We start from the raw sequence: 25529 nt of genomic DNA, 5'->3' as shown, positions 1-25529 counted from the left end.
AAGCCCCTCCAGCAATACAGATCGGTCGAATGCGTGCCCTTCACAAGGGGACAAGCGATCGGGGCGCGGTTTGTAATTGTCTGGGTGAATTTTCCGATAAATAGCCCGCAAAAATCACCCCTTCCCAAGTTTTGTGTCTATAAGGGCATAGCGCAGAACTTGTCCAGAATGGTCAATCAGAGGGGCATGATGACAGCAGCAAATGCAGTGCCAGACCGTCGAGCGGTGGTTGACCGAACTCGATCGCTTTCACGTCTGTGGATCAGCGTTATTCTGGTGTACCTCGCGGTGACTCTGGTTCTACCTTTGAGCGTGATGCTTTCAAAATCAATATCAACCTATCAATTTGATCTTGAACAATTTTCCTTCATGGCGAGCAACGAAGACGGGCAGTTTTCAACTTCGGAGGCACGGGCCAGCGACCTGAATGACCGGCTGAGTGCCCCGCTCTTGGAGGAATTGGCGACCAGCGCAAATGGACGCCTTTCAGCTGCGCAGTTTTTCCCCGATTTCAGTTTCCGCAGTCCGGTGCTTTACCGTGTGCGCGGCAACGACCCGGATGCTCGATTTCTGGTCGGATCAACGCCACATCAAGGAACCGCTTGGGTCGAATTGACATCAAATGAATTTCGCAGGGTACAATTGCGCCCGGTGAGGACATTTGGAATCTCAAATTTCACGACCTATTTTCAAACGCCTGCCTTGGTGCGCTCTATTGGAAACTCGTTGCTGATCGCTTCGATCACAATGGTGATCACCGTGTCTTTGGCGTTTGGTCTGGCCTATGCTCTGACCCGAAGCTGCCTGCGGTTTCAAGGGGCGTTTCGTCTGATTGCCATGGCGCCAATTCTGGTGCCTTCGTTGCTGCCCGGAATTGCGTTGATCTATTTGTTTGGCAATCAGGGCATACTCAAGGAATTGATGATGGGGGCCAGTATCTATGGGCCTATTGGCATTGTTATCGGATCGGTTTTTTTTACGTTTCCACATGCCTTTGTGATCCTTTCCACCACGTTGGCGGTGTCTGATGCACGTCTTTACGAGGCCGCAGAAAGCCTCAAGGCACCTCCGTGGCGAGTGTTTCTGACGGTGACGTTGCCCGGCGCCCGGTACGGTCTTATTTCGGCGGCCTTTGTGACCTTCAATCTGGTGATTGCGGACTTTGGTCTGCCGAAAGTCATTGGTGGGCAGTTCAACGTTTTGGCGGTCGATATTTACAAACAGGTCATCGGGCAGCAGAATTTTGAGATGGGAGCGGTTGTTTCCGTGGTGTTGTTGTTGCCCGCTGTGCTGGCCTTTGCCGTAGACGCGCATGTGCGGCGACGGCAAGTGGCTCAGGTTTCGGCCCGCACCGTGCCTCTGGTGCCAAAACCTTCCAAAACCAAAGACAGGCTTTGGATGATCTATTGCCTGACTTTGTCGCTCTTCATTGTTGGGCTCCTGGCTACTTGCCAATTCGCGGCCTTGGTCAAGTTTTGGCCCTATGATCTTAGTCTTGGGTTCATGCATTTCCGGTTCGACCTTGTCGATGGCGGTGGTTGGCCCAGCTATTTCAACTCACTCAAGCTGGGTGTGATGACGGCGATTGTCGGCTGTATGGTGATTTTTTTGGGGGCGTATCTGGTTGAAAAGACAAAAGACATGCGACTGGCGCGGGGAACGCTACAGATTGCGGCCATGCTCCCCATGGCGGTGCCCGGATTGGTACTGGGACTGGCATATATTTTCTTTTTCAATGCGCCGGGGAATCCTCTGAATTCGATTTACGGAACCATGACCATTTTGGTGATTTGTACCGTGACGCACTTCTATACCGTTCCGCATTTGACAGCTCTGACTGCTTTGAAACAGATCGATCCCGAGTTTGAAGCGGTTTCGGACTCTTTAGGGCAACCTCGCCGCAGGGTTCTGTTCGGAGTCACGATCCCATTGTGTCTCCCGGCCATTTTGGACATTTCGATCTATTTGTTCGTCAATGCCATAACCACGGTGTCGGCGGTTGTGTTTCTCTACGCGCCCAAGACCTCATTGGCTTCTGTTGCGATCCTGAATATGGATGACGCCGGTGATATTGCCCCGGCTGCAGCGATGGGCATGTTGATCTTTTACACCAACGTAGTGGCCCGTCTTGTTCATCTGGGGCTAAGCCGAGGTTTGTTGCGGCGCACTCAAGCCTGGCGCCATATCTGAAGCCTAGGGAATTAGACGCCGTCTGCTTCATCCATTAGGCCTCGGATCCATTTGGCGACCCACCATGTGGCGGGAATTCCCAAAGGCACAGACCAGAGGATCGCATTGATCGGCGTCACGACAGGCCAGCCAATGTTTTGCCAAAGCAGGCCGAGTAAGAACAAGTTGATGGCCACCGCGGCTGCACTGAACGGGTAGAACAGAATGGCAAGCTTGCGCACTGGCCAGCGGTTTTCCTCAGCATCAGTCATGCGGCTTCTCTTTCTGTCATCTTCGCCCGTAACGCATTGGCAATCAATTCCGGGATATCGTCGGCTTGGCCCAGGGCGGGCAGAATATGCCCGGCGAAATCTGCATCGCCCAGACCCTGACGCACATCTTCTTTCATATGGTCGCCGTCCATTGCAAAGAATGGCAGGCACAGGCAAGGGGCGTCGATCTCGCGCGAAATTTCTGGCAAGAACGGGGCCTGTTCGACAAAGCCGGATTCAATCTTGGCCATCGGCAACAAAGCGGAAAGAGCCGAGGCGAAAGCGCGGGCCGAATCCGCTGCAGCCTGACCATGGGCGGACCCATGTGCTGCAATCAGCAACTGGGTTTGTTGAGGCTGAAAGTCCTTGGATTTCAAAGATGCCCGAACAAGACCAGCTGCCAATTCTGGCAGGGCAGGATCAAGCCCAAGGGGCGGCAGAACCCGATAGGCTCCATCCCCAAGACGGTTTCGCAAATTCGTACGCACAAACCAGCCATTGGCCATGAACAAAGGATAAACCAATCCGTCAGTCGGCAGACTTGTCAAAGCCTCTTCCAAACGATTGCCATTGGCCATTGTTGCAGACCCAAGGCGCATCTCGGGCAGGCATGCCTGCACCCGTGCCGTCAGCTGCGCCAAAGCGCGTTCTGCCGGTTCCGGGTCCGAAGGTTGGCCGTGCGCGACGATCAGTGCGTCAGTGGCTTGTACCTTCGGAAAATGTGATTTTGTTCCAGACATTGTACTTTCCCGAGGGTTTACGCATCGGCAGGCGACGGACTTCTTCCAGCGTTTCGGCATCATAGATAATCACCGCGCCATCATCTTCCCACACCGAGACCAGCGCATAGCGACCATCTTTGGTGAATTCCACGTGGGCGACGGTTTTCCCAACCGCCGGCTGCAGTGTCTTGACGATTTCAAGGCTTTGCTTGTCGATGACATGCATCAGATCACGGTTGGGGCCAAAGAAGACATCCGCCCAGATATATTTTGAATTCTCATGGCTGCGCACAAAGAACCCAGGTCCCTTGGCTTCGATCAGCTTGATTGTTTCCCAGGTCGACATGTCGATAACCGAGACGACGCCGCCGCGCATGTGCGGGGTTGCCATAACCGTGGTGCCATTGCGCTCCCACGTGGTTCCAGAACTCAGATGAGGCATGCCCGGCAAGTCGAGATCGGCAATCTTGTGGCCGATCACCAGATCAATAACCTGTCCGCCAGTGCCTTCGGCGCCATCGCGTGAAGCACCCATGATGTATTCATAAGTCTGGTCAAAAAAGAAATCGTCCAGATAGTCGGGCAGGGTAATTTTGCGCACAGGGAAGGGAATGTCGGTATGCGCGAGGCCTTCGGTGCGCCAATCATGGGCAAAGCCGAATTGAGGTGGGTTTTTCCCGTAAAATATTTCCCAGATTTCGGGCACATCCTTGAGCGCCAGCACAAAGCTTTCACGCGGAGGCACCTGATACACGGCAGCAACCCGGCTGGGTGTGCCATCTTTGCCTTTGACCATTTGCACTTTGGCGACGGTCAGGTCTTCGGTCGACAAAATTGTCAGCATGTTGGGCAGGTAGCTGGCCACGGCGAGCCATTTGCCATCGCTGGACATGGCGATGTTGCGGCTGTTCAGACCGGCGCGCACCTGACCTACGGTCTGCAGCGCGTAGATGTCATATTTCTGCACCCAGCCGTCGCGCGACATGATGAACAAATAACGCCCGGTCGGGTCGTACTTTGGCCCGCCATGCACGGCGAAGGGGGTCGGGAACCGGTCGAGCACTTCAAACGTGTCACCATCCAGCACACTCACGTGATGATCTCCGGTTTCCACCACCACAGTGATGTTCATCGGGTCTGCGTCCCAGACCGGTGCATCCACCGGGATATAATCGGGGTTCATGTCGCGGCTTGCGTTGATCTCTTCTTCTCCCCAAGGCGGGAGCACTTCGATCGGCGTTTGAAGCAGTTCGACGATGGCATCGGCGCCACCCTGATCCAGATACTCGCTAAATCCGGGCATCTGAGTGGCTACTCGTCCATTCAGAATGACTTCAGCCAAATTCGGGCCACGAATTTTGCGCAGTGTTTCAGGGATCAACGCAGGGCCAGAGCCACCAAGCCGGTCTTCGCCATGACACGACGCGCAGTGTTCCTGATAGTCCTCGTTTGGCCCAGCAAAGCCAAGGCTGCCGGACAGGGCGACAACTGCGGTCGCAAGCCTTGCGATCTTAGAAAAATTTGTGCTGCGGGTCATGGCTTTTGCCTCGAAACGGTGTGACGCTCAGGCGATCTGCATCTGCGATGCCGATCTCTGCATTGGAAAGATAACAGGCCGGATCTTCGGCCCATGGGTTGCCGGTAAGTTGCAGCGCTCGGATGCGGGTGTTGCCGCCGCAAACATCCTTGAGAGAACACACCCCACAGCGCCCTTCCAGCGGACGAGGCCGCGTGCGCAAGGTGGCCAGCATTTGGTCATCGCTGGTCCAGAGTTCTGAAAACGCGTCCTTTTTAACGTTTCCAACGGTATAGTCAGACCAATACGTATCCGGGTGCACGTCACCAAGAAAATCAATATTGGCAACGCCAAGCCCGGAAGAATTGCCACCCCAGGCGACAAGGTGCTCGCGTACATGCGCGACTTTTTCTTCGTCAAAGTTGCGGCGAATCCAGTCAAGGAAATAGCCCGCATCAGCATCATTGTTACCGGTCACAATATCCAGCGGATGGCCGCCGTTCACGGATTCCCAAGACCGTTCCAGCAAAAGGTCCATGCCCTTACGGGTACGTTGATGTTCGGCGTCTTCACCACGGTTTTTGTCACCTCGGCCCGCATAAACAAGGTGGGACAGGTAAAACTTGTCGACCCCTTCGTCATCGCAGAGCTTCAACAAATCAGGCAGGTTGTGCTGGGTGCCTTCAGTCAGACAAAACCGCAAACCAACCTTCACGCCGCGCTTTTTCAATTCCCGCACACCGCGAACGGCGTCGTCAAACGCGCCGTCTACACCACGGAACCAATCGTTGGTTTTGCCTATTCCGTCGATCGATATTCCCACATAATCATAGCCAATCTCGGCCACTTCATCGGCTACTGCCCCGTGAATTTTGGTCCCATTAGTCGACAGGGCCAACACACGCACCAATTCACGGGCCCGCTTGGCCAGTGGCGTTAGATATTTGCAATCCAACGGTTCCCCTCCCGAGAGGATCAGGGCCGGGACGCGAAAGCGGCCCAGATCCTCAAGGGTTTCCATAGCTTGCTCGTGGGAGAGTTCGCCGGGGAAATCGACATCGGCTGAGACCGTATAGCAGTGGCGGCATTTCAGATTGCACCGGCGGGTCAGATTCCAGATGACCACAGGTTTGACGCCCCCTGATCCGCGACGAACACGAACCGGGGTCGGGTTGACCAATTGATGCATATATTCAGTGAGGCGAAACATGGGATTACCCCCGTTTGCGGAGCCTGAGCCCCGTTTTCTTCAGGATACGCGTCGAGACAAGAACATCACTGGCATGTAGCGCGTCTCCCAGAATGTCTTTGATCCTTGCGCGTTTTTCTTCGACTTCTTCCCGCGATGATCCGTGTACCATGGCAAACAGGTTATAGCGCCAATCAGGCAGGGCGCGGGGGCGTTCGTAGCAATGGGTGACAAAGGGCAGGGCGCCGATGAGTGCGCCCAACTCGGCAATTTTGTCATCTTCGACATCCCAGACGGTCATCCCGTTGGCTGTCATGCCAAGTTTGTAATGGTTCGGGGCAGCGGCAATCCGGCGGATGACGCCCGAGGCTTTCATGGCTGCGAGGCGCGTAGTCAGAACATCTTCGCTGAGGTTCAGCGAGGCGGCCACTTCGGCGTAGGGTTCGGCCACAAGCGGCAGCCCACTTTGCAGCGCTTCGATGATTTGGCGATCTGTTGTGTCCAATGTCATGCGGCGACCCGAAACCCGATATAGAACTCTTGCAGTTTAGGAAAACAATGCACTGTGATGCCTGTTTCCCGCTCAATTGCGTCAGCTGTTGCGGTGATCCCGTCTGGTGTTTCCGTAGCTAGAACAAACCACATGTTCAGCCTGTGCGCACGTTCATAATTATGCGCCACCTCGGCATGTGCATTGACTTTGGTTAACACGTCTTCGAATTTGTCTTCCGGCACGGCCATGGCACAGAGGCAAAATGCGCCGCCCATGGCTGCGGCATCAAAGAATGGACCAAATCGTGTCAGGTATCCGTTTTCTTTCAACCACTTGGTGCGTTCCAGAACATCATCTTCACTGATACCCAGTTTGTCGGCAACAGTCGCAAAAGGTCGGCTGTCCAAAGACAGATCGTCCTGCAGCGTATTGATCAGGTCGCGATCAATTTGGCTCAAATCACTCATGCTGCCACCTCAGGCTTCGCCGCGACCAAGGCCCCGGTTTGTTTGAAACAGCGGGTCGAAAACAGCGCTTTGTGCGGCACGTCTTTTAACTCGGGCAAGCTGGCAGCGTTGGCCAGATGCTTCAGCGCCTCCAGACGGCTGCGCGCATGGATCATGGAGTATAGACGATAGGGCCAATGCCCCTCAACCGGAGTGCGTTCGTAACAAAGCGTAATTCCCGGTTGTGCGGCCAATACCGGCCCCGCCTTGGTGATCTGGTCCGAGGGAATGTCCCAAACCACCATGGCGTTTGAGCGCCAGCCCAAGGCGCGGTGCCGGACGATAACACCCAGCCGGGAAATGATACCTGCGTCTGATAAAGCAGTGATGCGATCACGAATCCCTGCTTCTTCGAGACCCAGTTGCGTGCCAAGCGCCTCGTAGGGGCGCGAGACCATCGGCATGCCCTTGGTCAGGGCTTGCAAGAGGTCTGTGTCGCCGGCCATCAGCACGTCTGTGTTGGCAGGACGCGGCACAGGCGGAATGCCCGGCGCATCGCCGCCATTCAGACGAAACCCAAGATCAACGTTAAAGGGGCGCTGAAGGCGCAAATCCATGACCTGAAGCCCGGTGCGTTGTTCGATGCGTTTTATCGCGGCGTTGACAAAGCCCCGGTTGGGGCCAGTCACCACAAACCAAAGGTTCCAGTGATCTTCGCGCTCGTAAGAGTGGTTCACACCTTGTTCAGACCCAATGATCGCGGCGACTTCGTCAATTCGATCAGCGGGGGCAGCGATGGCAGCCAATGTGCTTGCGGAAACCGTGTTCGGGGCAATCGTGGCGCCAACGCGGGTGATGCGTCCGCTTTTGCGCATCCGTGTCAGACGTTCGAGTACGTCGCTTTCTTCGATGTCCAAAGCATCGGCCAATTTGACGAAGGGCTCGGGTGTGATCGGAAAATCACGTTGCCAGTTGTCCAGAAGCTGGCGGTCAATCGGGTCGGCAACAATCTTCATAGTTCAAAGCCCCGTTTTATGTGCGCGTGCGGTGAAAAAGATGCCGGACGGGCTGTCTGCATCGATCTCACGCAGCTTTTCAAAGGTATGGGTGTCGTAAATCATGACCTTCCCGGCGTCCCGAACGCTGATCCAGATCTCGTGGCCACGTGGCGTGAACTCCATGTGCAGCACGGCGGGGCCGGGTTTGAACTCGTGAATGATGTCTTTTGAGACAGTGTCGATCACCTGAATGGTGTCGTTTAGCGGGTGGGCAAAATTGACCCAAACCTGACGTCCATCGGGACGCGCCATGGCAAACACCGGCTGGCCATAGGTTTTTGTGCGTGCGGTCTCGGCCAGTGTGTTGGCATCAACCCATAGAACCTCGTGATGGCCGACCGCTGGCAGCACAAATTCCGGCCCGGTCAACGCCCAGCCTTCAAGGTGAGGCATCTTGTAGACCGGCATTTCCTGTTGGCCGCGGCCATAGTTTGGCAAAACGCGGATCGGCTGGGGGTTCTCGTCCCACAGGTCCAACGCGGTCAGACCGTCTTCGCCAAACAGGCCAGTGATATAGGTCCGCCCATTTGAGGTAATCAGCGCGTCATAGGGATTTTCGCCCATATCGGGTATTTTGGTGATCTCAGGTTCCGCGCCGGACATGTCGGCAATCCAGGTTTCGCCGGTGTCCCACATGGTGAACACGAATTTGCGGCCCGGTGCGTCGACCAAACCAATTGTTTTGCTGCCGGTCGGGATGTCCAGAACCATCTCAAGCGTGTCGGCGTCAAACACACGCACGCCGCCCGGTTCATAGTTCGACACAGCCACCAGTTTGCCATCGTCTGAAATTGCTCCGCCGATGGCATTGCCTGCCTGTACAACGCGGTTGGCGATTGAACGTGTCACGATATCAACCTTGGTCAGCCCGCCATCGCGTCCAAACACATAGGCGAACCGCTCGTCGGGCGAATAGACCAATGATGCATGGCTGAGGTCACCCAACCCTTCGATCCGCGCCAATGCGGCACGTTCAGATTGGTCGACCAGCAGGACCGAGCCATTGGCCCGTTCAATCACCAAACCCAGATCGCCCGTGGCGGTGGGTTCTGCAGAAGCTGTTGAAACAAGCAAAGCTGCCATCAGGGACAATGCGAGGGATTTCATTCGGTTTCCTCCGGGCTCAGAAGATAGCGGGCAACCCAGTCGGCCTCGTCCTCAGTCATGAGGGGGCGCCAGGGTGGCATTGCGGTGTCGGGGATGCCGTCAAGGATCACTGTTTTCAGGATATCGACGTCATAGTGGCTAATGGTTTCGGCGCGCAGATCGGGGCCAAGACCACCTTTCAGCGTCAATCCATGGCATGATCCGCAGTCTTGATGCACAAGACGTTTCAACTCGGCTGGATTAACGGCCTCGGCAAAAGCACTTGTGGACATCAGGGCCAGCGCGAAGGCGACGGCGGCGCCAAAGATGGGTTTCGTGTCAGCCATGAGCGCTCACCGCTTCCACGGCAAGATCCTCAGGTTTTTCGACATAAAGCGAGACAACCTTGCCAATAATGAAAAGGGTGGGGGGTTTGAGACCAGCGTCACGGGTATCCTGCGCGATTTTGCCCAAAGTTGAGATCATCCGGCGTTCATTTGCGGATGTCGCCTGGGCCACGGCCATGACAGGTGTGCGTGTGGACAGGCCTTCGGTCATCAGACCCACGGCAATCCGGCCAATGTTGGCCACGCCCATGTAGACAACCAAAGTGGTATCGGGATCAGCCAAGGCCTTCCAGTCGAGATCAAGAACCTTGTCGGCTTGTCTGTGCCCGGTCACATATTGAACACCGGTTGCAAGGCCACGGTGGGTCAATGGAACCCCGGTTGAACAAGACGCGCCTTGCGCTGCCGTGATGCCGGGGGCATATTTGATCTCAATGCCGCGTGTCATCAGGTATAATGCTTCTTCAGAACCTCGCCCGAAAATCATCGGATCGCCGCCTTTCAGACGGGCGACTTTGCGGCCCATTAGGGCTTGTTCGTGCAGAATTTCGTTGATCCGGTCCTGCGGTACAGGGTGGTTCTTGGGGCATTTCCCAACCGCGATCATTTCGACTCCGTCGGGGATCAGATCGAGTATTTCCGCCGAGACCAATTTGTCGTACACCACGACATCCGCAGACGTTAGCATTTTGACAGCACGCACTGTCATCAGGTCTGGGTCGCCTGGGCCGGCTCCTATCAGGAACACTTTACCGGTCATGGGAAATCTCGCTTATTCTTTTGATTGTCTGGATCAGGATTCCGGACGGCACGGCACGGCCACTCGCTTTTGGCGTGGGGCAGCACCTGTCGGGTGAAAACCGTGCTGGGGAATCCTGGCGTTTCATGATTTCATGTTTGCCCCGAACCCAGTTTGGTTGCCTTGACAAAAGTTAAGGCGCGCCACTTTTTGACGCGCCTTTTAGAATGATTGTAAAGTGCAGACGGGGAGTTACGGTTCGACCGTGACCATCCCGATCATGTCGTGAGATTCCCAGTGCGGGCCACAAAGATAATCCAGAGCGCCAGCCTCAAGAAACGTGAATTCGATGCTTTCCTCGGGAAATGCACGATCCGATTCTGGTTGGCCAAAGTCTTTGACCAAAACACTGTGGCTGGTGCGTTTGTCGACATTGACCCAGCGCACCGTGGTGCCAACTGGCACCGTAATTTGGGCCGGACAGAAATTATATTTGTACATTGTCACAACCGTGACGCCCTCTTCTTCGGAGGAGGCTTGGCCAAACATTTCGACATAGCGTTCTTCCGCTTCGCCACAAAGGGCGGTCTGATCATCGTCGCCTGCGAGGGCAGGGACAGAGGTTGCCAGCATCAAAAGCGCAGCGGGGAGGAGGGTTTTAATACACATCATGTTGAACTCCTTACCAAAAAAAACGGCGGCCGGAAGGTTCCGGCCGCCGCAAGTGACATGTTTGTGACTTACTGGCCGGTCACGTTGATCTGAGCATCAGCGCTGTCCAGTGCCATTGTGGTGTTCAGAGTGACGTGGTGGAACCGTGCATCGGCAAAGTCATCATGGATCGCAAAACCAACTGTATAGGTTTTGCCTGCTTCCAGAGGAACATCGCCGGGTGCACCTGCCAAAGGCCGCGAGAAGACAACTGTCCACATACCGCCCGACAGGCTGGCTTCCGAGGCAAACTCGCCTTCGTTGGTCATCCGGTTTTCCAGCAGGTAGCCGTTTTCACCGCTACCGTCCGCATAGACGCGCATCAGATCCATAAAGGTGCCATCTGCGAGATACTGTTCGATCTCATCTGCAGATTTCAGCTGATCCCAACCACCCTGGGCTTTGCCACGGCGACCTTTGACTTCAACCTTGGTGCGGCTTTCGGTCAGGTATTTGGTGATCGTGCCGGTCGCTTTGAGTTGACCAGCAACATCAGCGTTTGCCGCGATGGCATCTGCGCCCGGATCAAATGGCATATAAGTGTTGTCTGCGTGACAGGTTGCCCAGCAGCCCACTTGCTCACCCATTTCGATACCAGTGCCGGTGATCATCATCGCCACTTTGATCTGGTTTTCGGGGTCCATCTTGCCACCGTCCACAAATGGGGCAGGGGCATGAGGCGCGTCAGGCCATTGCATACGAACATACAAGTTTTCACCATCATGTGCCGCCTGAACTGTCGCGCCAATAAGGCCGCGTTTTCCAGGGATCGGAGTTGGCTCAAGCTCGTCGGCTTTACCACCGCCACCTTTGACAATTTTGGTGCCAATAGTGTCCAACTCGGCTGCGTGGCAAGTTGTACACGCGTCGCCACCTTTGGTCAGCGGCCGTGCACCACCGTGTGTCTTGCCGTTTTGAACCCACTCAAACGAGGCCTGACCCGGGTAGAACAAGGTCAAATCAGCGCCTGATACTGCACTCCAGTCCACGTTTGCGGCTACATTGCCACCTGCGGCAGCTGCGGGCGCTTCACCGGCAGCCTTGGCTTGCTCTTCGGCAACCGCGGCTTCCACAGCCGAGGCTATCTGCGCCTGAACAGCTTCTTGTTTGGCCTTTTCTTCGGATTTCGCGGCTGCAGCTTCTTCAGCTTCCTTGGCTTCGATATAGGCAAGGCTGTCGATGTAAGCTTGCGGTACTTCGCGCGCAAATTTCGGGTTCGGGGCTTCCAGAGCTTCCAAATATTCCTCATCAGCCCGATCGCGCAGATCTTTGTGCGCAATACCTTTGTGACAATCGATACAGGTTTGACCTGCTTCCATCGCGTTCATGTGCTGACGACGTGCGCGCGGCTTCTGGAATTCTGGCATCATCGAATCAAAGTGGTGACAGTTGCGGCATTCCACCGAGTCTGTCTTTTTCATCCGCTGCCATTCGTTCATCGCCAGTTGCAGGCGGTGTTCGTCGAATTTTTCAGGTGTGTTGATCTTGCCGGTGATCTTACCCCAGACTTCTTTTGAGGCTTTGATTTTCCGGATGATCTTGTGTGTCCAGTCTTTGGGCACGTGACAATCTGAACAGACCGCGCCAACACCCGAGCGGTTTACGTCGTGAATGGTGCCCTGATATTCTTTGTACACATAATCTTCCATCTCGTGGCACGAGATACAGAAATCCTTGGTGTTGGTGGCTTCCATGGCGGTGTTGAAACCACCCCAGAAGATAATACCGGCCACAAAGGCCACAAGCACACCACCGATCGGCATGCCCAGTAGGACATAGCGCCGCCAGAGGGGCTTTTTGGTTTCGTTGGTCTGGGTCATCTGTCCAGGCTCCGTTTGGATAGTGTCGCCCTGTTAGTCAGGGTCCTGTTTCGGATTGTGAGGAGCGGGGGGCAATTCCGGGTCTTCTTGGATTTGCCGGAGTGTCCTCCGGTCGCCACAATCCGGCACCGCTAGTAAAAGAAGGGCGGGCGCTGGGCCCGCCCTTCTCAAGACTTGTCAGATCACATTAAGTGACGTGGTTCGAACGGTTGTAGACGTTGAATTTACCGGTCGGAGCATAAAGCCCTTTCACACGACCAATTTCTTCAAGTGTCTTGGCGTCGAAGATTACGATCTCGCCGTTTGGTTCAAGCGAAGTCGACAGGTTCCATTTGGAAACCCAAACTTCAGTACCATCAGCGTTGAATTCGAAGTGAACAGCTGCGTTACCGTCTTCTTCGGTGATCCGGATCGTTTTCACAATCTCGCCAGTCTCTTTCGAGATGACTTGAACAGATTGCTGAACTTCAGGCTCTGGGTGCTTAGTTTGGTCAGCCCAGTAGTAGTCTGAGTTCGGGTGTGTCCGGATGAACAGACCAGCGCCATCAGTTTCGACTTCGTAGCAAGTTTTCCATGCTTGGTCTGGGTGGCCAACTGGGTCGTTGCCCCAGACAGTCACAGTACCAACACCAAGGTGGGTTGTACCTGCAACAGGACCACAGTTCGGGTCATTCCAGTTAGCGCCGGGGCCGGGGTGCGGCAGCGGAGCTGTGTCGATGATGGCTTCAAGCTTACGCTCTTGGCTATCTACAACAACCATCTGGTTAGACGCGTTTGCGGCGATTTGGAAGTAACGACCTGTTGGGTCGAAGAAACCATCGTGCAAGAAACGTGCAGTGTCGATTTTGTCGATACGCAGGTTGTCGAGATCCGAATAGTCAACTTGCCACATTTGGCCCAGCTCTTTAACGGCAACCAACCATGTTGGCTCATTTGGAGTGGTGTAGATCGCGGCCACACGGGCTTCTTCTACATAGTCGCCTTCGGTGTTAACACCGCGGGTCGAAACAACTTTCAGCGGCTCCATTGTCACAGCGTCAGAGATGACGAAGTGAGGAGGCCAGTAACCGCCACCGATGATGTACTTGCCGTCGCCGGATACGGCTACGTCACGTGCGTCATAAGCAACTTTAACTTCCGAAACCAACATCTTGTCTGGAGTCTGCCAGAGGTCGATTTTGGTCATCTTGCCGTCACGACCCATTGTGTACCAGAAGCGGCCAGGGTTCTCAGGCTCGGTGATTTTGTGGTGCTCGGATGCTTTGATCACGTGCACAGCATAACCGGTTGGGATGTGAACCAGAACTTCTTTGGTGTCGCCATCGATGACAGCAACTTTACCGGCGTCACGCTCGATGACGACGAAGAAGTTTTCCCAGTTGCGGCCGTGGAGCGGCTCGGTTGGGTAGTCAGCTTCTTCAACATAGACCTTGCGGGTCTCTTTCATCTGAGCCAGAGACATTTCTGGTGGTTTTGGCGCTTCCAATTGGATGTAAGTCGCCATGTCTTTGATTTGCTCTTCGGTCATAATGTCCGAAAAGTTGTTCATCCCGCCTTCGGTTCCCCAAGCGATGATTTTTTCAAGGCGTTCCTGACCCAGTTTCAGCGTGCCACCTTCGGTGACTGTGCCGTCTTTGGCAGTTTTCTTCCAATATGGCAGCAGGTTCTTACCTGTGGCGCCTTTACGCAAAACGCCGTGGCAGCCTGCGCATTGTTCGAAATAAAGTTGTTTGGACGCATCGAAGGCTTCCTCACTCAGTGAGGGTCCTTCTGCAAATGCGGGCGCTGCAGACGAGCCAAGCAAAAGCGCAAAGCCGACTCCCATTGCCCGACGGGATTTTTTGTAGGTGATTCCAAGCGACATGATCACTCTCCGTTTGCTGGTGAGGCAGTGGGAATAGACGCTCTTTCGCGAATCTGATCCTTGACTTTCGTCAACGGTCCTCGCGATTTCGTGAAGCAGGGGGCGAAAAAATACTTGGCGTGTTTGACATATGTTAAGTTCTTTGGCCGCTCTCTTCCTATTCTGCCTACAAGAGCAAAGTGCGGACCGCGCCTGCCATCGCCCGCCAAGGTCTGCCAATAAATTTCAACCGGCCCGATTCGTCCCGGCCTGTGTCCTTGGAGATGGTAGAGTGTTGGCAATAAAACGTATTCTGGGTGAGGGTTTTCGGGTCTTCTTTCTCTTTGCGGGACTATACGGAGTGTTCACCGGATTGATTTGGGCCACTTGGCTATTTGCCCAAAGCTCGGATGGCGACTCGTTTCTTAACGTGACCAACCCCCAGCTTTGGCACTCTCATGAGATGATTTTTGGCTATGCTGGGGCCGCTATGGGTGGTTTCTTTTTGACGGCGGTTCCCAATTGGACCAACACGCCCGCTGCACGCATGTCTTTCTTGTCGGTCGCCGCAGGAATTTGGCTGGCTGGACGGCTGGCCATGTGGTTCTCGGGGGGCTTGCCCCCTTGGAGTGTTGCCGCAATTGATCTCTTGTTCGTGCCAATCCTTGCCCTCAAGATTGCGACACAGCTCATTAAACGACCCAAACCTCAGAACATGATGTTCCTGCTCATTCTGACCCTGCTGTGGCTTGGCAATCTGTCGGTGCATCTGGAATGGACCGGCGTGCTTGAGGACAGTGCCAATTCCGGCCTTCGTGTCGGGCTATTCGCCCTTTGCGCCATGATTGTTGTTTTGGGGGGCCGCATTACGCCGGCTTTCACCCGCAACGCGATGAAACGCGAAGGCGTGGAAGAGGATTTGTGGCCTGTGTCTGTGCCGCGCATAGAAAAGGCAGCCCTTATTTTGACGCTCTCTTTGCCTGTATTGGTGTTGTTTCAGGTCCCAATTCAGGCACCTGGCGCGGTGGCGATTGCTTTGGGGCTCGTACAACTGGTCCGCTTGGCGCGCTGGCGTGGTGGATGGGCCTGGAAACAGCCGATTTTGTTTGCCTTGCATCTTGGGCTGGCGATGCTCGCCTTTGGCCTGATCTTCTGGGGGGCAGCGGCATTTGGATTTGGCGACGAAATATCCGCCGTACATCTGGTGGGAATCGGGGGGGTCGGCGGCATGACATTGGCTGTGATGAGTCGCGCCGCGCTCGGTCACTCCGGGCGCCCCCTGATTGCCCCTCGGGCGGTGTCATTTGCCTACGGGCTGATCGCAATAACAGCGATCGCAAGATGGGTGGCCGCGTCGCTTGATACCGAAGCTTATTTTGTGATGATGGGTGGTATAAGTCTTTTGTGGGCCTTGGTTTTTTTACTATTCACGATGTCGCTTTGGTCGGCACTTACGCAGCCAAAGATCAAGTGAAATTGCGGTAAAATTACGATCAGATCTGCCCAGTGAGCTGCTCAAATCAGCGCCTTGAAAAACTTTCATCATTTCCTAACAAACCGGCCATTCATCACGTTTTCTTGACTTTGGTTAAGGCAATTGAGCGACCTTCCGCCGATAACCAAGCTACCTTAAACCAGGCGCAAAGGAGTCGCCCAATGCGCGAAGTCATGACCAAGAGCATGGCCCGAAATATTTTCTACGGCGGGTCACTGTTCTTCATCATCATCTTCCTGGGACTTTCGTTCCACTCACATCGCTACATCGTCACAACCTCGACAAACGCGGAGACCCTCACAGAAGAGGTCGCTCTGGGTAAACGGGTTTGGGAAGATAAAGCGTGTATCAACTGTCATACGCTCATGGGCGAGGGTGCATACTTTGCGCCGGAACTCGTGAATGTTATGACCCGCTGGGATGTCCAAGACGACCCAGAGGCTGCTTTCGAAGTTCTGAAAGGCTGGATGGATTCTCAGCCGACAGGCATCGAAGGACGCCGCCAAATGCCCCAATTCAACCTGACAGACGAAGAAGTCCGTCACTTGGCTGATTTCTTCTTGTGGATCAACACGATCGACACGCAGGACTGGCCACCGAATGATGCGGGTTAAGGAGGTCTACCTATGAAATATAAATCTCAAAAAATCGCTCTGGTCTATTTTGCAGTCGCACTAGGCCTCTTCGCGATCCAAGTTCTGGGTGGCCTTTTGGCTGGCTGGATCTACGTATCGCCTAACTTCGTGTCGGAACTGCTTCCGTTCAACATTGTACGGATGCTGCACACCAACTCGCTGATCGTCTGGCTTCTGCTGGGCTTCTTCGGGGCGGCGTACTTCCTTATCCCGGAAGAATCCGAGCGCGAAATCCACAGCGAAAAAATCGCTTACCTCCAGCTGGCCATTCTTGTTATCGGTACGCTGGGTGTAGTTGTGACTTACGTCTTCAACTTGTTCGAGGGTCACTGGCTCTTGGGTAAAGAAGGCCGTGAGTTCATCGAACAACCCAAATGGGTCAAAGCAGGCATCGTCGTTGCCGCGCTTCTCTTCCTCTACAACGTCACTATGACGGTTCTGCAGGGTAAGAAAACCGCGATCACCAACATCCTGCTTTTGGGTCTTTGGGGTCTGGCACTGTGCTTCCTGTTTGCCTTCTACAATCCGGAAAACCTGGCACTCGACAAAATGTACTGGTGGTATGTTGTCCACTTGTGGGTTGAGGGTGTTTGGGAGCTGATTATGGCCTCTATCCTGGCTTATCTGATGCTCAAACTGACCGGTGTGGACCGCGAAGTCGTCGAGAAATGGCTTTATGTCATCGTCGCCGCCGCGCTGTTCTCGGGTATCCTTGGTACAGGTCACCACTACTACTGGATCGGTACACCCGGTTACTGGCAGTGGATCGGCTCGATCTTCTCGTCGCTCGAGATTGTTCCTTTCTTCGCTATGATGGCATTTGCCTTTGTCATGGTCTGGAAAGGTCGTCGTGACCATCCGAACAAAGCAGCTCTGCTGTGGTCGCTCGGTTGTGGTACACTGGCGTTCTTCGGCGCGGGCGTATGGGGCTTCCTGCACACTCTGCACGGCGTGAACTACTACTCTCACGGCACGCAGATCACTGCAGCCCACGGTCACCTGGCCTTCTACGGTGCTTATGTCTGCCTGAACTTGGCAATCATCAGCTACGCGCTGCCAATCTTGCGCAACCGTGATCCCTACAACCAGGTACTGAACATGGTTTCATTCTGGCTGATGTCTTCCGGCATGGTCTTCATGACCTTTGTTCTGACATTCGCGGGTACAATCCAAACTCACCTGCAACGCGTCATGGGCGAATACTTCATGGACGTTCAGGATCAGGTTGCCTTGTTCTTCTGGATGCGTTTCGGCGCAGGCGTGATCGTTGTTATCGGAGCGTTGCTGTTCATCTATGCGATGGCAGTTCCACGTAAAGAGATCATCGAAACCGGCTCAGAAGCTCCGGCGGAGTGATGAAAATGGATGGTTCAATGAACCCCGAACTGAAGGGGGCGGCAGACGCCCCCTTCTACCTCGCCCAAAGCGACGAAATTGAAGTTTTCGAAGCTGCCTCATCCAATAACCTGCCGGTACTTCTGAAAGGACCAACCGGTTGTGGTAAGACCCGCTTTGTTGCCCACATGGCTGCAAAACTGGGCCGTCCCCTCTATACAGTTGCCTGCCACGATGATCTGGCAGCGGCTGATTTGATCGGGCGTTATCTGCTGAAAGGCGGAGAAACTGTCTGGGTCGACGGACCGCTGACCCGCGCTGTGCGCGAAGGAGCGATCTGTTATCTCGACGAAGTGGTCGAAGCGCGCAAAGATGTGACTGTGGTACTGCACCCGCTCACCGATGACCGTCGTATCCTGCCAATTGATCGTACCGGCGAAGAACTCGAAGCTGCACCCGGCTTTATGCTCGTCGCGTCGTACAACCCTGGCTATCAGAATATCCTCAAGACGCTGAAACCTTCTACACGTCAGCGTTTCATCTCGGTCGAATTCGATTTCCCCGCACCTAATCTCGAGGAAAAGGTCGTGGCCGAGGAAAGTGGTCTGGACATTGAGCGGGTGAAACCGCTTGTGCGTCTGGCCAACAAATTGCGTGGCCTCAAGGGGCAGGATCTCGAAGAGGGGGTTTCGACCCGTCTTGTGGTCTATGCCGCGACCTTGATTGCGCAAGGCATGAATGTTGATCGCGCCGTACGTGCGGCGATGGTCGAACCGCTGACTGATGACGAGGACATCAAACGCGGCCTCTTCGATCTTGTTACTGCTGTCTTTGGGTGAGGCCGGTAATGACTAAGATCGAGTTTGAGCCATGGGAACCCGAAGAAACGGTCGGGAAACTGTGGCACAATTTTGCCAGTCGCCTTGATGCGCCACAAGCGCATGATGAGGCCGGAGTCGACCTTACTGAGGTTGGCGGGCGGCTGGCAGTTCTATTCAGGGGATTGGGGGGCAGCCCAAGTGTTGAGCTGCGCCCCATCTCAGACGAAATGTCCCACCACAGACTAAGCTGGCGGCGCCGCCTTGGTGCCGAGGCCGAGTTGATGCCGCGCACCAGCTTTGATGGTGAAATCCTGCGCCTGCCATCGCGATTGGCCGTGTTGCCAACCCGCGAAGCCAATGGCGCGCTTTATGTCTGGCTGGCTGCCGTGGCCGCGCATGCACCCGAAAGGGTCGAAGCAGAAGATGCGCTTCAGGCAGACCTGCGCGGGCTCAATGCCTCGCGCCAGATGATTGCCGAAACGCTCGAAGATGCACCCGGTATGCGTGATCTATATGATGCGCTGTGCCAGGGCATCCTTCACTATCGCCCCACGCCCGACTTGCCTGAAGGCGAGGCCGAAGTGGAAGCGATTATTCGCCATATGCTGGGTGAAGATTTGCCCGCATTTGCCAATTCCTATTGGGATGCGATGATCAGCGGTGACATGGGTGTGCTCGATGCCCCCCGTAAATACCACACTTTCCGTCCTGTGGTTCTGTGGCCTGAATTGCGCCCTGTCGAGTTTTCCATTGGTCACGAGATCGAAAGCCGCGAAACCGACGGTCCCCCGGAAGAGAGCAACACCGAAGGTAAAATTCGTCGTGCAAAGCGCCGTAAATCCGATCAGGCCGAACGCAATGACAGCCTGATATTGCATAAATTTGAGGCGATCCTCAGCTGGGCTGAGTTTTTGAACCTCAATCGCCGGGTGGATGATGACGATCCGGATAACGCCAAAAAAGCCGCTGATGATGTCGATGAAATTGGCCTTGGCCAGATTTCCAAGGCCCCGGCGACACGGTTGAAACTGCATCTTGATTTGGCACCGGAAGATGTCGATCGTGAACGTCTTTCCGGTAAAGTCATGTATCCTGAATGGGACGTGCGTACCCATCAATACCTACCAGATCACTGCTGTGTTCTGACCAGCCAGGCCGAAGCCAAAGAAGAAAATCAGGCCTACGCAAAGGACCCCAAAGCCGCCCGTCGAATCCGCGCCGTAAAGCGCCAGTTCGAAGCCCTGCGCCCCGGTCGCGTGACCACACGTGGCCATTTGGATGGCGATGCTCTTGATATGGATGCAGCCGTGCGCTCTCAGGTAGACCGCATTGCAGACGGCGAAGGCACCGACCGCGTTTGGTTGCAAAGCCGTCCCGAAGCTCGTGACCTGGCCGTGTCCATTCTGTTGGATGTCAGCCGTTCAACTGAAAGTGCCGTAACTGGCCGCGCTGTCATCGATATCGAACGCGAGGCTCTGGACGCTTTGGCGTGGGGGCTGAATGCCTGTGGTGACGATTTTGCGATCCATGCGTTTTCGTCGCTAAAACGGGACCGCGTCTATATCCAGCAATGCAAAGCTTTTGATGAGCCGATGAGCAAAGTGGTCGAACAACGCATTGGTGGCCTGATGCCGGGGTTTTATACCCGCCTTGGTGCCGCAATTCGTCATGCCTCGGCAGATTTGTCGACGCAAACCCGCAAACGCCGTCTGCTGTTGGTCATCACTGATGGCAAACCCAATGATCTGGACCACTACGAAGGTCGCCACGGGATCGAAGACACCGCCATGGCCGTGCGTGAAGCCCGCCGGGCGGGGCACGCGGTTTACGGAGTTACGGTCGATCGCGACGGCAAATCATGGTTCGCGCGCATGTTCGGGCAGGGGGCGTTTTCCATTGTGCCGGACCCCGACAAACTGATTTACGCCTTGCCCCAAATTTACAGGCAGCTTGTCACCGGATGAACGAACAGCCTTCCTTGCTGGATGAATTGCCCGGCGAGTTGATGATTTGGGTTCTCATTATCAGCGAGTTATTGGTGTTTGGTGCGGGATTGGCCGCCTTTCTTGCCGTGCGTTTGACCGATCCGATCGGATTTGCAGAAGCGCAAGATCATCTTCACCGCACCGGCGCTGCGTTGAATACCATTGTTTTGGTCACCAGCGGATTTCTTGCGGCCAAAGCCTTGCATTGGCGTGAGGTTGCGCAGCGCGCAAAAGCGCGGTTCGCGCTTATAAGCGCTGCAGCTTTGGGTGTGGTTTTCCTGATTATCAAAGGCATGGAATACGCTGACAAGGCCGCTCTGGGGATCGGGCCGGAAACCAATGCTTTCTTTACTTTCTACTACCTGCTGACTGGGTTCCACGCGGCGCATGTGGTGGCCGGAATCGTGATCCTTTTGCTGGTCACATGGAAGGATGACCCCCGCAACATCGAAACCGGGGCCCAGTTCTGGCACATGGTTGATCTGGTGTGGGTGATCCTGTTTCCAGTTGTGTATTTGTTGGGGTGAGGTCATGAAAACAGACACTCTCAGCAAAGCCTGGATCTGGCTGATTGCCCTTAGCGGAGGCTCAGCCGTTGTCGCGGTGTTTGTCGAACAAGGCATGGATCGCCGGATTGCGGGCAGCGTCATACTGGCACTGGCTTTGCTGAAATCGCGCACCATCCTGTCGCGCTATCTGGGCCTGTCCGAGGCCCCGTCGTGGCGGCGTGGCTTTAACATGGTGCTGACGTTTTACTGCGTCGTGCTGCTCGGGCTTTATCTGATTGGTGGATCGGTTAGCTAAAGGCAGCGGCAAGGCTTTCAGGTAAATCGAATTCCCGCAAAACCCGCATGCGTCCTTCATCCGACATTTTTGACGCTGTCTTTTCGACAATTCGCTGCACTTTTTCAGGTGTGTGTTTGGCCGCAAATGGCGCGAAGTACCAGATAATGAAGGTGAAACAAATCACATCTTCCAGAGCCTGCACCAGCGCATCGCGTTTGATACCTTGTTTGCGCAGCATCTTGGTGGCCTGATCGATATCGCTTTCTGCATAACCGTGATCGGCCATGATCCCGGCGACACACGCCGCATGATGCGCGGCCAGATCACGGCGCCATGTCAGATATCCGGTGCGCCCTTCGGGATAGTCGGCGCGCTTTAGAATCCAGCGCTCAATATGTTGACCACGTGCCGCAATCTGCAACACGTCGGCCGCATCTGGAAACAGCCGGTCACATTGTTGGCTCATCCGCTGACCATAGAGCAAGGCTTCGGGCTGGCCTTCATCCTGACGGGGATCGCCGGCATTAACCGCGTCAATTGCGGCCAGAGTTTGGGCAAGTTGTTGTTTCATGATGTGATCTTAGCCGTCGTCTTCGACGTAGGCGTGCAAGGCGTTGATATCTTTGATCTGGGCGTGGTTCTTTTCAATCGTGACACCGATCTGCTTCAATCGGGAAAAGGCGCGGCTCAGGCTTTCGGGCTTCATGCCCAGTTTGCCGGCGATCAGCACTTTGTCATATGGCATGGTGACCGTGCATCCGCCGCTCTCGCTGTTGCTCAGAGCCAGCAAAAACTCGGCCACGCGCTGTGCGCCGGTCTGGGCTTTGAGTTGCTCTAGCTGAGACACCAGCGAATGCAGATGGTTAAAGGTCGAAGACAGGATCGACAGCCCGACTTCGGCATCCCTCTTAATCAGATCAATCAACACACTGGAAGGAATGTGCATGACCTCACTCTGGGTCGCAGATTCGCCAGAGACCGGGTAGGGCATGTTGCGCAAGGCCACCGCTTCGCCAAAGCTTTCGCCGCGCGTAAACACACTCACCACCGCTTCGCTGCCATTGGGGGTCATGCGATACAGTTTGACCCAACCATCCAGAACAATATGGATGGCCGTTGCGGCTTCGTCCTGTAAAAACAGGGTTTCACCGCGTTCATAGTGCCGCCAGATTGCCTTGGACAACAGCACTTCCACATGCTGTTCCGGCAGTGACCGCATCAACAACGAATTGCGTGCGATGGTCTTGTGTATCTCGTGTGGCAAGCGATTGTCCCTCGCACAATGTCCGCAGGATCATGGGTGATTCCGGCGTTTATGTAGCATTTCCCAGATCAGAGTCCTATCCGACAGCCGCCCGAGGGTCCATGCCCGACGTGCAAACCCCTGAAAACCTGTGTCTCAGATGCGAATGAATTGCAGTCACTTGACTGAGATCAAGGAAAGGGGATAGTCAGCCGTTAATATCCAAGTAAATTAGTCGGAATTAATTCGGCGAACCTTCGGAGACCCGTCATGGTGACGAAATTGAAAGATCTTGAAATAGGAGATCGCGCGACTGTTGCGGGTTTTTGTGGCGGGTCCGGGGCGTACCGACGTAAGCTTTTATCGATGGGATTGACCCTTGGCACCGAGTTCAGCATCAGCCGTCTGGCGCCTTTGGGTGATCCGGTGGAAATTCGGGTTCGCGGTTACAATCTGAGCCTGCGCAAACACGAAGCCGAAGCCATCGATGTGAGGCGCGTCGGCAGATGACCCATCTGACAGTTGCAATTGCGGGCAACCCCAATTGCGGAAAGACCACCCTGTTCAACGCGTTGACCGGGCGCCACCAGCAGGTTGGCAACTGGCCCGGTGTGACGGTTGAGAAAAAAATTGGCGAGGTATCGCACAACGGCGTTCTGATTGATCTGGTAGATTTGCCGGGTGTCTATTCTCTGAGCGTTGCGGGCGGGGCCGGATCGGTGGACGAGCGGTTGGCGCGCGACTACATCCTGTCCGAAAAACCCGACCTCGTGGTCAACGTCATCGACGCCTCCAATCTTGAGCGTAATCTCTATCTTACCATTCAGCTATTGGAAATGGGCACACCCCTGATTGTGGCGCTGAACATGATGGACGTGGCCAAGGCGCGCCAAATCCACATTGATATTGATGTCTTGTCAGCGCAATTGGGATGCCCTGTCGTGACCCTGATTGCGGCAGAAGATAAAGGGGTGGGTGATCTCAAAGACCACATCCTGCGCGATGCCGCAGCCGGTATTGCCCCCGGCGCGGGCGCATATTTTGCACCGGAGCTGGAAGCGGCAGTCAAGCGTCTGGAAGCTTCAGTGGCGCAATCGATTGAATTTGGCGACCCGCGCTGGCTGGCGATCAAACACCTCGAAGGGGATGAGCTTTGTCCCGCCATGACCGACCCCGAAGTGGCCCGCGTCGCAAAGCAAGAGCGTGCAACGTTGGAGCAGACCACTGGAATGGACGCAGACACGTTGATTGCTTGCGGACGATATGACCGTGTGGCCGAATTGGTCGGAACAGTGCAAACCCGTCAAAGTGAGTTGGGACAGTCGATGTCCGACCGGATTGACCACCTGATCCTAAACCGGGCTCTGGGGCTGCCGATCTTCTTTCTCGTGATGTATCTAATGTTCATGTTTACCATCAACATTGGCGGCGCATTTATTGATTTCTTTGATATATTTGCCGGAACGATCTTTGTTGACGGTATCGGTGCCGCACTGTCGGGCATCGGGGCTCCGGGCTGGGTTACTACCATTCTGGCGGATGGCATAGGCGGAGGCATCCAAACCGTCGCGACCTTTATTCCCATCGTGTTTTGTCTGTTTCTGGTCTTATCGATCCTCGAAGATTCCGGGTATATGGCGCGCGCTGCCTTTGTGATGGACCGCTTCATGCGCATGATCGGACTGCCCGGCAAAAGCTTTGTGCCCTTGCTGGTGGCCTTTGGTTGCAACGTGCCCGCGATTATGGCCACGCGCACGCTCGACAGCCAACGTGACCGAACCCTGACCGTTATGATGGCACCCTTCATGTCTTGCGGTGCGCGCCTTCCGGTCTATGCGCTGTTTGCAGCGGCATTTTTCCCGGTAGGCGGACAGAACCTTGTGTTTGGTCTGTATCTCTTGGGGCTCTTGGCCGCAGTGATGACCGGCCTGATGCTCAAAGTGACGATCCTCAAAGGCAAACCGGAACCTTTTGTGATGGAGCTGCCGCCATATCATATGCCAACGGTGCGCGGACTGTTCACGCGTACTTGGCACCGTTTGCGTGATTTTCTGACCGAGGCGGGGCAGGTTATCGTGGTTATGGTGGCCGTTCTGGCCTTCCTCAACAGCTGGGGCACCGATGGCAGCTTTGGCAATGAAGACAGCGAAAACTCGGTACTGGCCGAGATCGGTCGGGGGCTGACCCCGATTTTTGCGCCCACAGGCATTGATGAAGACAACTGGCCCGCGACCGTCGGCATCTTCACGGGTATTCTGGCGAAAGAGGCTGTGGTGGGCACATTGAACACGCTTTATGCTGTGCCAGACGATGGCACTGGCGAGCCGTTTTCCATCATCGCCGGTATCGGGGATGCGGTGTCAACGATTGGCCCGAACCTGCGCGATGCTATTGGCATGGCCAATGACCCCCTCGGATTGAGCATCGGGGACGTCAGTTCCATTGACGCTGCCGCCGCAGAACAAGAGGTTTCGCACAACACCTTTGGCAATATGGTCGAGAAGTTTGACGGCAAGATCGGCGCGTTCGCCTATCTGCTGATGATCCTGCTCTATATGCCCTGTGTTGCCGCGATTGGTGCGATCTGGCGCGAAACCGGGTGGAAATGGGCCTTGTTTGCCAGCAGTTGGACCATGGGGCTGGCTTACGGTGCGTCCGTTCTGTTTTATCAGTCAGCCACTTTTGCTCGCCATCCCACCAGCTCGGCCTGGTGGATTGCCGGAGTTTTAGGCACGCTTCTACTGGTATTCCTGACCCTTTGGCGCATGGGCAAACGCCAACCGTCTGATCCTTCAGGCATGGCCGAGGCTGGCTGATC

25 protein-coding genes are annotated in these 25529 nt (G+C 55.1%); 10 read left to right on the top strand and 15 right to left on the bottom strand.

All coding sequences use genetic code 11. The features are described from left to right. Positions 1 to 186 precede the first annotated feature (186 nt). Positions 187 to 2190: a putative 2-aminoethylphosphonate ABC transporter permease subunit gene (locus tag BUC32_RS11830; RefSeq protein WP_073252893.1), complete on the top strand. Its 2004-nt coding sequence runs from the start codon at positions 187 to 189 to the stop codon at positions 2188 to 2190. Between the two features lie 11 nt (positions 2191 to 2201). Here the strand turns inward: BUC32_RS11830 and BUC32_RS11825 are convergent, their stop codons facing one another. The 13 genes from BUC32_RS11825 to BUC32_RS11765 form a co-directional block, all read right to left on the bottom strand. Beyond that, positions 2202 to 2441: a hypothetical protein gene (locus BUC32_RS11825; protein WP_073252830.1), complete on the bottom strand. Its 240-nt coding sequence runs from the start codon at positions 2439 to 2441 to the stop codon at positions 2202 to 2204. After that, positions 2438 to 3181 (bottom strand): sirohydrochlorin chelatase, encoded by a 744-nt coding sequence (locus BUC32_RS11820; RefSeq protein WP_073252828.1) that lies wholly within the window; start codon positions 3179 to 3181, stop codon positions 2438 to 2440. Before BUC32_RS11820 ends, BUC32_RS11825 begins: the two co-directional genes overlap by 4 nt. Further along, on the bottom strand, positions 3138 to 4700 hold the full coding sequence (locus BUC32_RS11815; protein WP_073252826.1) for a nitrite reductase: 1563 nt from the start codon (positions 4698 to 4700) through the stop codon (positions 3138 to 3140). Before BUC32_RS11815 ends, BUC32_RS11820 begins: the two co-directional genes overlap by 44 nt. Next, complete coding sequence (gene nirJ, locus BUC32_RS11810) at positions 4675 to 5889, bottom strand: heme d1 biosynthesis radical SAM protein NirJ (protein ID WP_073252824.1); 1215 nt, start codon at positions 5887 to 5889, stop codon at positions 4675 to 4677. Before nirJ ends, BUC32_RS11815 begins: the two co-directional genes overlap by 26 nt. A gap of 4 nt (positions 5890 to 5893) precedes the next feature. Then, positions 5894 to 6379, bottom strand: a complete 486-nt coding sequence (gene ahbB, locus BUC32_RS11805) for a siroheme decarboxylase subunit beta (RefSeq protein WP_073252822.1) — start codon at positions 6377 to 6379, stop codon at positions 5894 to 5896. Continuing rightward, positions 6376 to 6828 carry an Lrp/AsnC family transcriptional regulator gene (locus BUC32_RS11800; RefSeq protein WP_073252820.1) on the bottom strand — a complete coding sequence of 151 codons (453 nt, stop codon included), beginning with the start codon at positions 6826 to 6828 and terminating at the stop codon, positions 6376 to 6378. Before BUC32_RS11800 ends, ahbB (BUC32_RS11805) begins: the two co-directional genes overlap by 4 nt. Continuing rightward, positions 6825 to 7823 carry a siroheme decarboxylase subunit beta gene (ahbB, locus tag BUC32_RS11795; RefSeq protein WP_073252818.1) on the bottom strand — a complete coding sequence of 333 codons (999 nt, stop codon included), beginning with the start codon at positions 7821 to 7823 and terminating at the stop codon, positions 6825 to 6827. Before ahbB (BUC32_RS11795) ends, BUC32_RS11800 begins: the two co-directional genes overlap by 4 nt. Before the next feature lie 3 nt (positions 7824 to 7826). Continuing rightward, positions 7827 to 8972 carry a cytochrome D1 domain-containing protein gene (locus tag BUC32_RS11790; RefSeq protein ID WP_073252816.1) on the bottom strand — a complete coding sequence of 382 codons (1146 nt, stop codon included), beginning with the start codon at positions 8970 to 8972 and terminating at the stop codon, positions 7827 to 7829. After that, positions 8969 to 9298 (bottom strand): c-type cytochrome, encoded by a 330-nt coding sequence (locus tag BUC32_RS11785; RefSeq protein ID WP_073252814.1) that lies wholly within the window; start codon positions 9296 to 9298, stop codon positions 8969 to 8971. The genes BUC32_RS11790 and BUC32_RS11785 overlap by 4 nt, the downstream gene beginning before the upstream one ends. Then, a complete protein-coding gene (gene cobA, locus BUC32_RS11780) occupies positions 9291 to 10058 on the bottom strand; it encodes a uroporphyrinogen-III C-methyltransferase (protein WP_073252812.1) in 768 nt (255 codons plus the stop codon). Before cobA ends, BUC32_RS11785 begins: the two co-directional genes overlap by 8 nt. Before the next feature lie 231 nt (positions 10059 to 10289). Then, positions 10290 to 10709 (bottom strand): cupredoxin domain-containing protein, encoded by a 420-nt coding sequence (locus BUC32_RS11775; RefSeq protein WP_245815175.1) that lies wholly within the window; start codon positions 10707 to 10709, stop codon positions 10290 to 10292. A gap of 68 nt (positions 10710 to 10777) precedes the next feature. After that, a complete protein-coding gene (locus BUC32_RS11770) occupies positions 10778 to 12568 on the bottom strand; it encodes a NapC/NirT family cytochrome c (protein WP_073252811.1) in 1791 nt (596 codons plus the stop codon). A gap of 187 nt (positions 12569 to 12755) precedes the next feature. Continuing rightward, a complete protein-coding gene (locus BUC32_RS11765; protein WP_073252809.1) occupies positions 12756 to 14432 on the bottom strand; it encodes a cytochrome D1 domain-containing protein in 1677 nt (558 codons plus the stop codon). Positions 14433 to 14703: 271 nt separating this feature from the next. Here BUC32_RS11765 and BUC32_RS11760 point away from each other — a divergent pair, with 271 nt between their 5' ends. The 7 genes from BUC32_RS11760 (at position 14704) to BUC32_RS11730 (ending at position 21486) form a co-directional block, all read left to right on the top strand. Further along, positions 14704 to 15885 carry an NnrS family protein gene (locus BUC32_RS11760; protein ID WP_073252807.1) on the top strand — a complete coding sequence of 394 codons (1182 nt, stop codon included), beginning with the start codon at positions 14704 to 14706 and terminating at the stop codon, positions 15883 to 15885. A gap of 182 nt (positions 15886 to 16067) precedes the next feature. Beyond that, positions 16068 to 16520 (top strand): c-type cytochrome, encoded by a 453-nt coding sequence (locus BUC32_RS11755; protein ID WP_073252805.1) that lies wholly within the window; start codon positions 16068 to 16070, stop codon positions 16518 to 16520. A 12-nt stretch (positions 16521 to 16532) separates the two neighbouring features. Continuing rightward, the gene (locus BUC32_RS11750) at positions 16533 to 17897 is read left to right on the top strand and encodes a cbb3-type cytochrome c oxidase subunit I (protein WP_073252803.1); all 1365 of its coding nucleotides are present in this window, start codon (positions 16533 to 16535) and stop codon (positions 17895 to 17897) included. A gap of 5 nt (positions 17898 to 17902) precedes the next feature. Beyond that, a complete protein-coding gene (locus BUC32_RS11745; protein WP_220387630.1) occupies positions 17903 to 18715 on the top strand; it encodes a CbbQ/NirQ/NorQ/GpvN family protein in 813 nt (270 codons plus the stop codon). An 8-nt stretch (positions 18716 to 18723) separates the two neighbouring features. Further along, positions 18724 to 20661, top strand: coding sequence for a nitric oxide reductase activation protein NorD (locus BUC32_RS11740; RefSeq protein ID WP_073252800.1), 1938 nt, complete (start codon positions 18724 to 18726; stop codon positions 20659 to 20661). Beyond that, on the top strand, positions 20658 to 21209 hold the full coding sequence (locus BUC32_RS11735) for a cytochrome c oxidase subunit 3 (RefSeq protein ID WP_073252798.1): 552 nt from the start codon (positions 20658 to 20660) through the stop codon (positions 21207 to 21209). Before BUC32_RS11740 ends, BUC32_RS11735 begins: the two co-directional genes overlap by 4 nt. A 4-nt stretch (positions 21210 to 21213) precedes the next feature. Beyond that, positions 21214 to 21486, top strand: coding sequence for a cytochrome C oxidase subunit IV family protein (locus BUC32_RS11730; protein ID WP_073252796.1), 273 nt, complete (start codon positions 21214 to 21216; stop codon positions 21484 to 21486). Here BUC32_RS11730 and BUC32_RS11725 read toward each other — a convergent pair. Together BUC32_RS11725 and BUC32_RS11720 are read right to left on the bottom strand one after the other, a co-directional pair. Beyond that, positions 21479 to 22039, bottom strand: coding sequence for a DUF4202 domain-containing protein (locus BUC32_RS11725; RefSeq protein ID WP_073252794.1), 561 nt, complete (start codon positions 22037 to 22039; stop codon positions 21479 to 21481). The two genes, BUC32_RS11730 and BUC32_RS11725, sit on opposite strands and share 8 nt — an antisense overlap. A gap of 9 nt (positions 22040 to 22048) precedes the next feature. Further along, complete coding sequence (locus BUC32_RS11720) at positions 22049 to 22732, bottom strand: Crp/Fnr family transcriptional regulator (RefSeq protein WP_073252793.1); 684 nt, start codon at positions 22730 to 22732, stop codon at positions 22049 to 22051. 249 nt (positions 22733 to 22981) lie between these two features. Between BUC32_RS11720 and BUC32_RS11715 the strand changes: the two genes are divergently transcribed. Both BUC32_RS11715 and feoB read left to right on the top strand, forming a co-directional pair. Beyond that, positions 22982 to 23221, top strand: coding sequence for a FeoA family protein (locus tag BUC32_RS11715; protein WP_073252791.1), 240 nt, complete (start codon positions 22982 to 22984; stop codon positions 23219 to 23221). Then, the gene (gene feoB / locus BUC32_RS11710; protein ID WP_073252789.1) at positions 23218 to 25527 is read left to right on the top strand and encodes a Fe(2+) transporter permease subunit FeoB; all 2310 of its coding nucleotides are present in this window, start codon (positions 23218 to 23220) and stop codon (positions 25525 to 25527) included. The genes BUC32_RS11715 and feoB overlap by 4 nt, the downstream gene beginning before the upstream one ends. The last annotated feature ends 2 nt before the right edge of the window (positions 25528 to 25529 follow it).

This window comes from Shimia gijangensis, from assembly GCF_900142085.1.
Classification (GTDB): domain Bacteria; phylum Pseudomonadota; class Alphaproteobacteria; order Rhodobacterales; family Rhodobacteraceae; genus Shimia; species Shimia gijangensis.
This window is presented reverse-complemented; position numbering and strand designations above follow the sequence as displayed.

Excerpts from the sequence above, each read along its gene's own strand:
- BUC32_RS11830 (WP_073252893.1), top strand. The coding sequence starts at position 187 with ATGATGACAGCAGCAAATGCAGTGCCAGACCGTCGAGCGGTGGTTGAC.
- BUC32_RS11825 (WP_073252830.1), bottom strand. The coding sequence starts at position 2,441 with ATGACTGATGCTGAGGAAAACCGCTGGCCAGTGCGCAAGCTTGCCATT.
- BUC32_RS11820 (WP_073252828.1), bottom strand. The coding sequence starts at position 3,181 with ATGTCTGGAACAAAATCACATTTTCCGAAGGTACAAGCCACTGACGCA.
- BUC32_RS11815 (WP_073252826.1), bottom strand. The coding sequence starts at position 4,700 with ATGACCCGCAGCACAAATTTTTCTAAGATCGCAAGGCTTGCGACCGCA.
- nirJ (WP_073252824.1), bottom strand. The coding sequence starts at position 5,889 with ATGTTTCGCCTCACTGAATATATGCATCAATTGGTCAACCCGACCCCG.
- ahbB (WP_073252822.1), bottom strand. The coding sequence starts at position 6,379 with ATGACATTGGACACAACAGATCGCCAAATCATCGAAGCGCTGCAAAGT.
- BUC32_RS11800 (WP_073252820.1), bottom strand. The coding sequence starts at position 6,828 with ATGAGTGATTTGAGCCAAATTGATCGCGACCTGATCAATACGCTGCAG.
- ahbB (WP_073252818.1), bottom strand. The coding sequence starts at position 7,823 with ATGAAGATTGTTGCCGACCCGATTGACCGCCAGCTTCTGGACAACTGG.
- BUC32_RS11790 (WP_073252816.1), bottom strand. The coding sequence starts at position 8,972 with ATGAAATCCCTCGCATTGTCCCTGATGGCAGCTTTGCTTGTTTCAACA.
- BUC32_RS11785 (WP_073252814.1), bottom strand. The coding sequence starts at position 9,298 with ATGGCTGACACGAAACCCATCTTTGGCGCCGCCGTCGCCTTCGCGCTG.
- cobA (WP_073252812.1), bottom strand. The coding sequence starts at position 10,058 with ATGACCGGTAAAGTGTTCCTGATAGGAGCCGGCCCAGGCGACCCAGAC.
- BUC32_RS11775 (WP_245815175.1), bottom strand. The coding sequence starts at position 10,709 with ATGATGTGTATTAAAACCCTCCTCCCCGCTGCGCTTTTGATGCTGGCA.
- BUC32_RS11770 (WP_073252811.1), bottom strand. The coding sequence starts at position 12,568 with ATGACCCAGACCAACGAAACCAAAAAGCCCCTCTGGCGGCGCTATGTC.
- BUC32_RS11765 (WP_073252809.1), bottom strand. The coding sequence starts at position 14,432 with ATGTCGCTTGGAATCACCTACAAAAAATCCCGTCGGGCAATGGGAGTC.
- BUC32_RS11755 (WP_073252805.1), top strand. The coding sequence starts at position 16,068 with ATGCGCGAAGTCATGACCAAGAGCATGGCCCGAAATATTTTCTACGGC.
- BUC32_RS11750 (WP_073252803.1), top strand. The coding sequence starts at position 16,533 with ATGAAATATAAATCTCAAAAAATCGCTCTGGTCTATTTTGCAGTCGCA.
- BUC32_RS11745 (WP_220387630.1), top strand. The coding sequence starts at position 17,903 with ATGGATGGTTCAATGAACCCCGAACTGAAGGGGGCGGCAGACGCCCCC.
- BUC32_RS11740 (WP_073252800.1), top strand. The coding sequence starts at position 18,724 with ATGACTAAGATCGAGTTTGAGCCATGGGAACCCGAAGAAACGGTCGGG.
- BUC32_RS11735 (WP_073252798.1), top strand. The coding sequence starts at position 20,658 with ATGAACGAACAGCCTTCCTTGCTGGATGAATTGCCCGGCGAGTTGATG.
- BUC32_RS11730 (WP_073252796.1), top strand. The coding sequence starts at position 21,214 with ATGAAAACAGACACTCTCAGCAAAGCCTGGATCTGGCTGATTGCCCTT.
- BUC32_RS11725 (WP_073252794.1), bottom strand. The coding sequence starts at position 22,039 with ATGAAACAACAACTTGCCCAAACTCTGGCCGCAATTGACGCGGTTAAT.
- BUC32_RS11715 (WP_073252791.1), top strand. The coding sequence starts at position 22,982 with ATGGTGACGAAATTGAAAGATCTTGAAATAGGAGATCGCGCGACTGTT.
- feoB (WP_073252789.1), top strand. The coding sequence starts at position 23,218 with ATGACCCATCTGACAGTTGCAATTGCGGGCAACCCCAATTGCGGAAAG.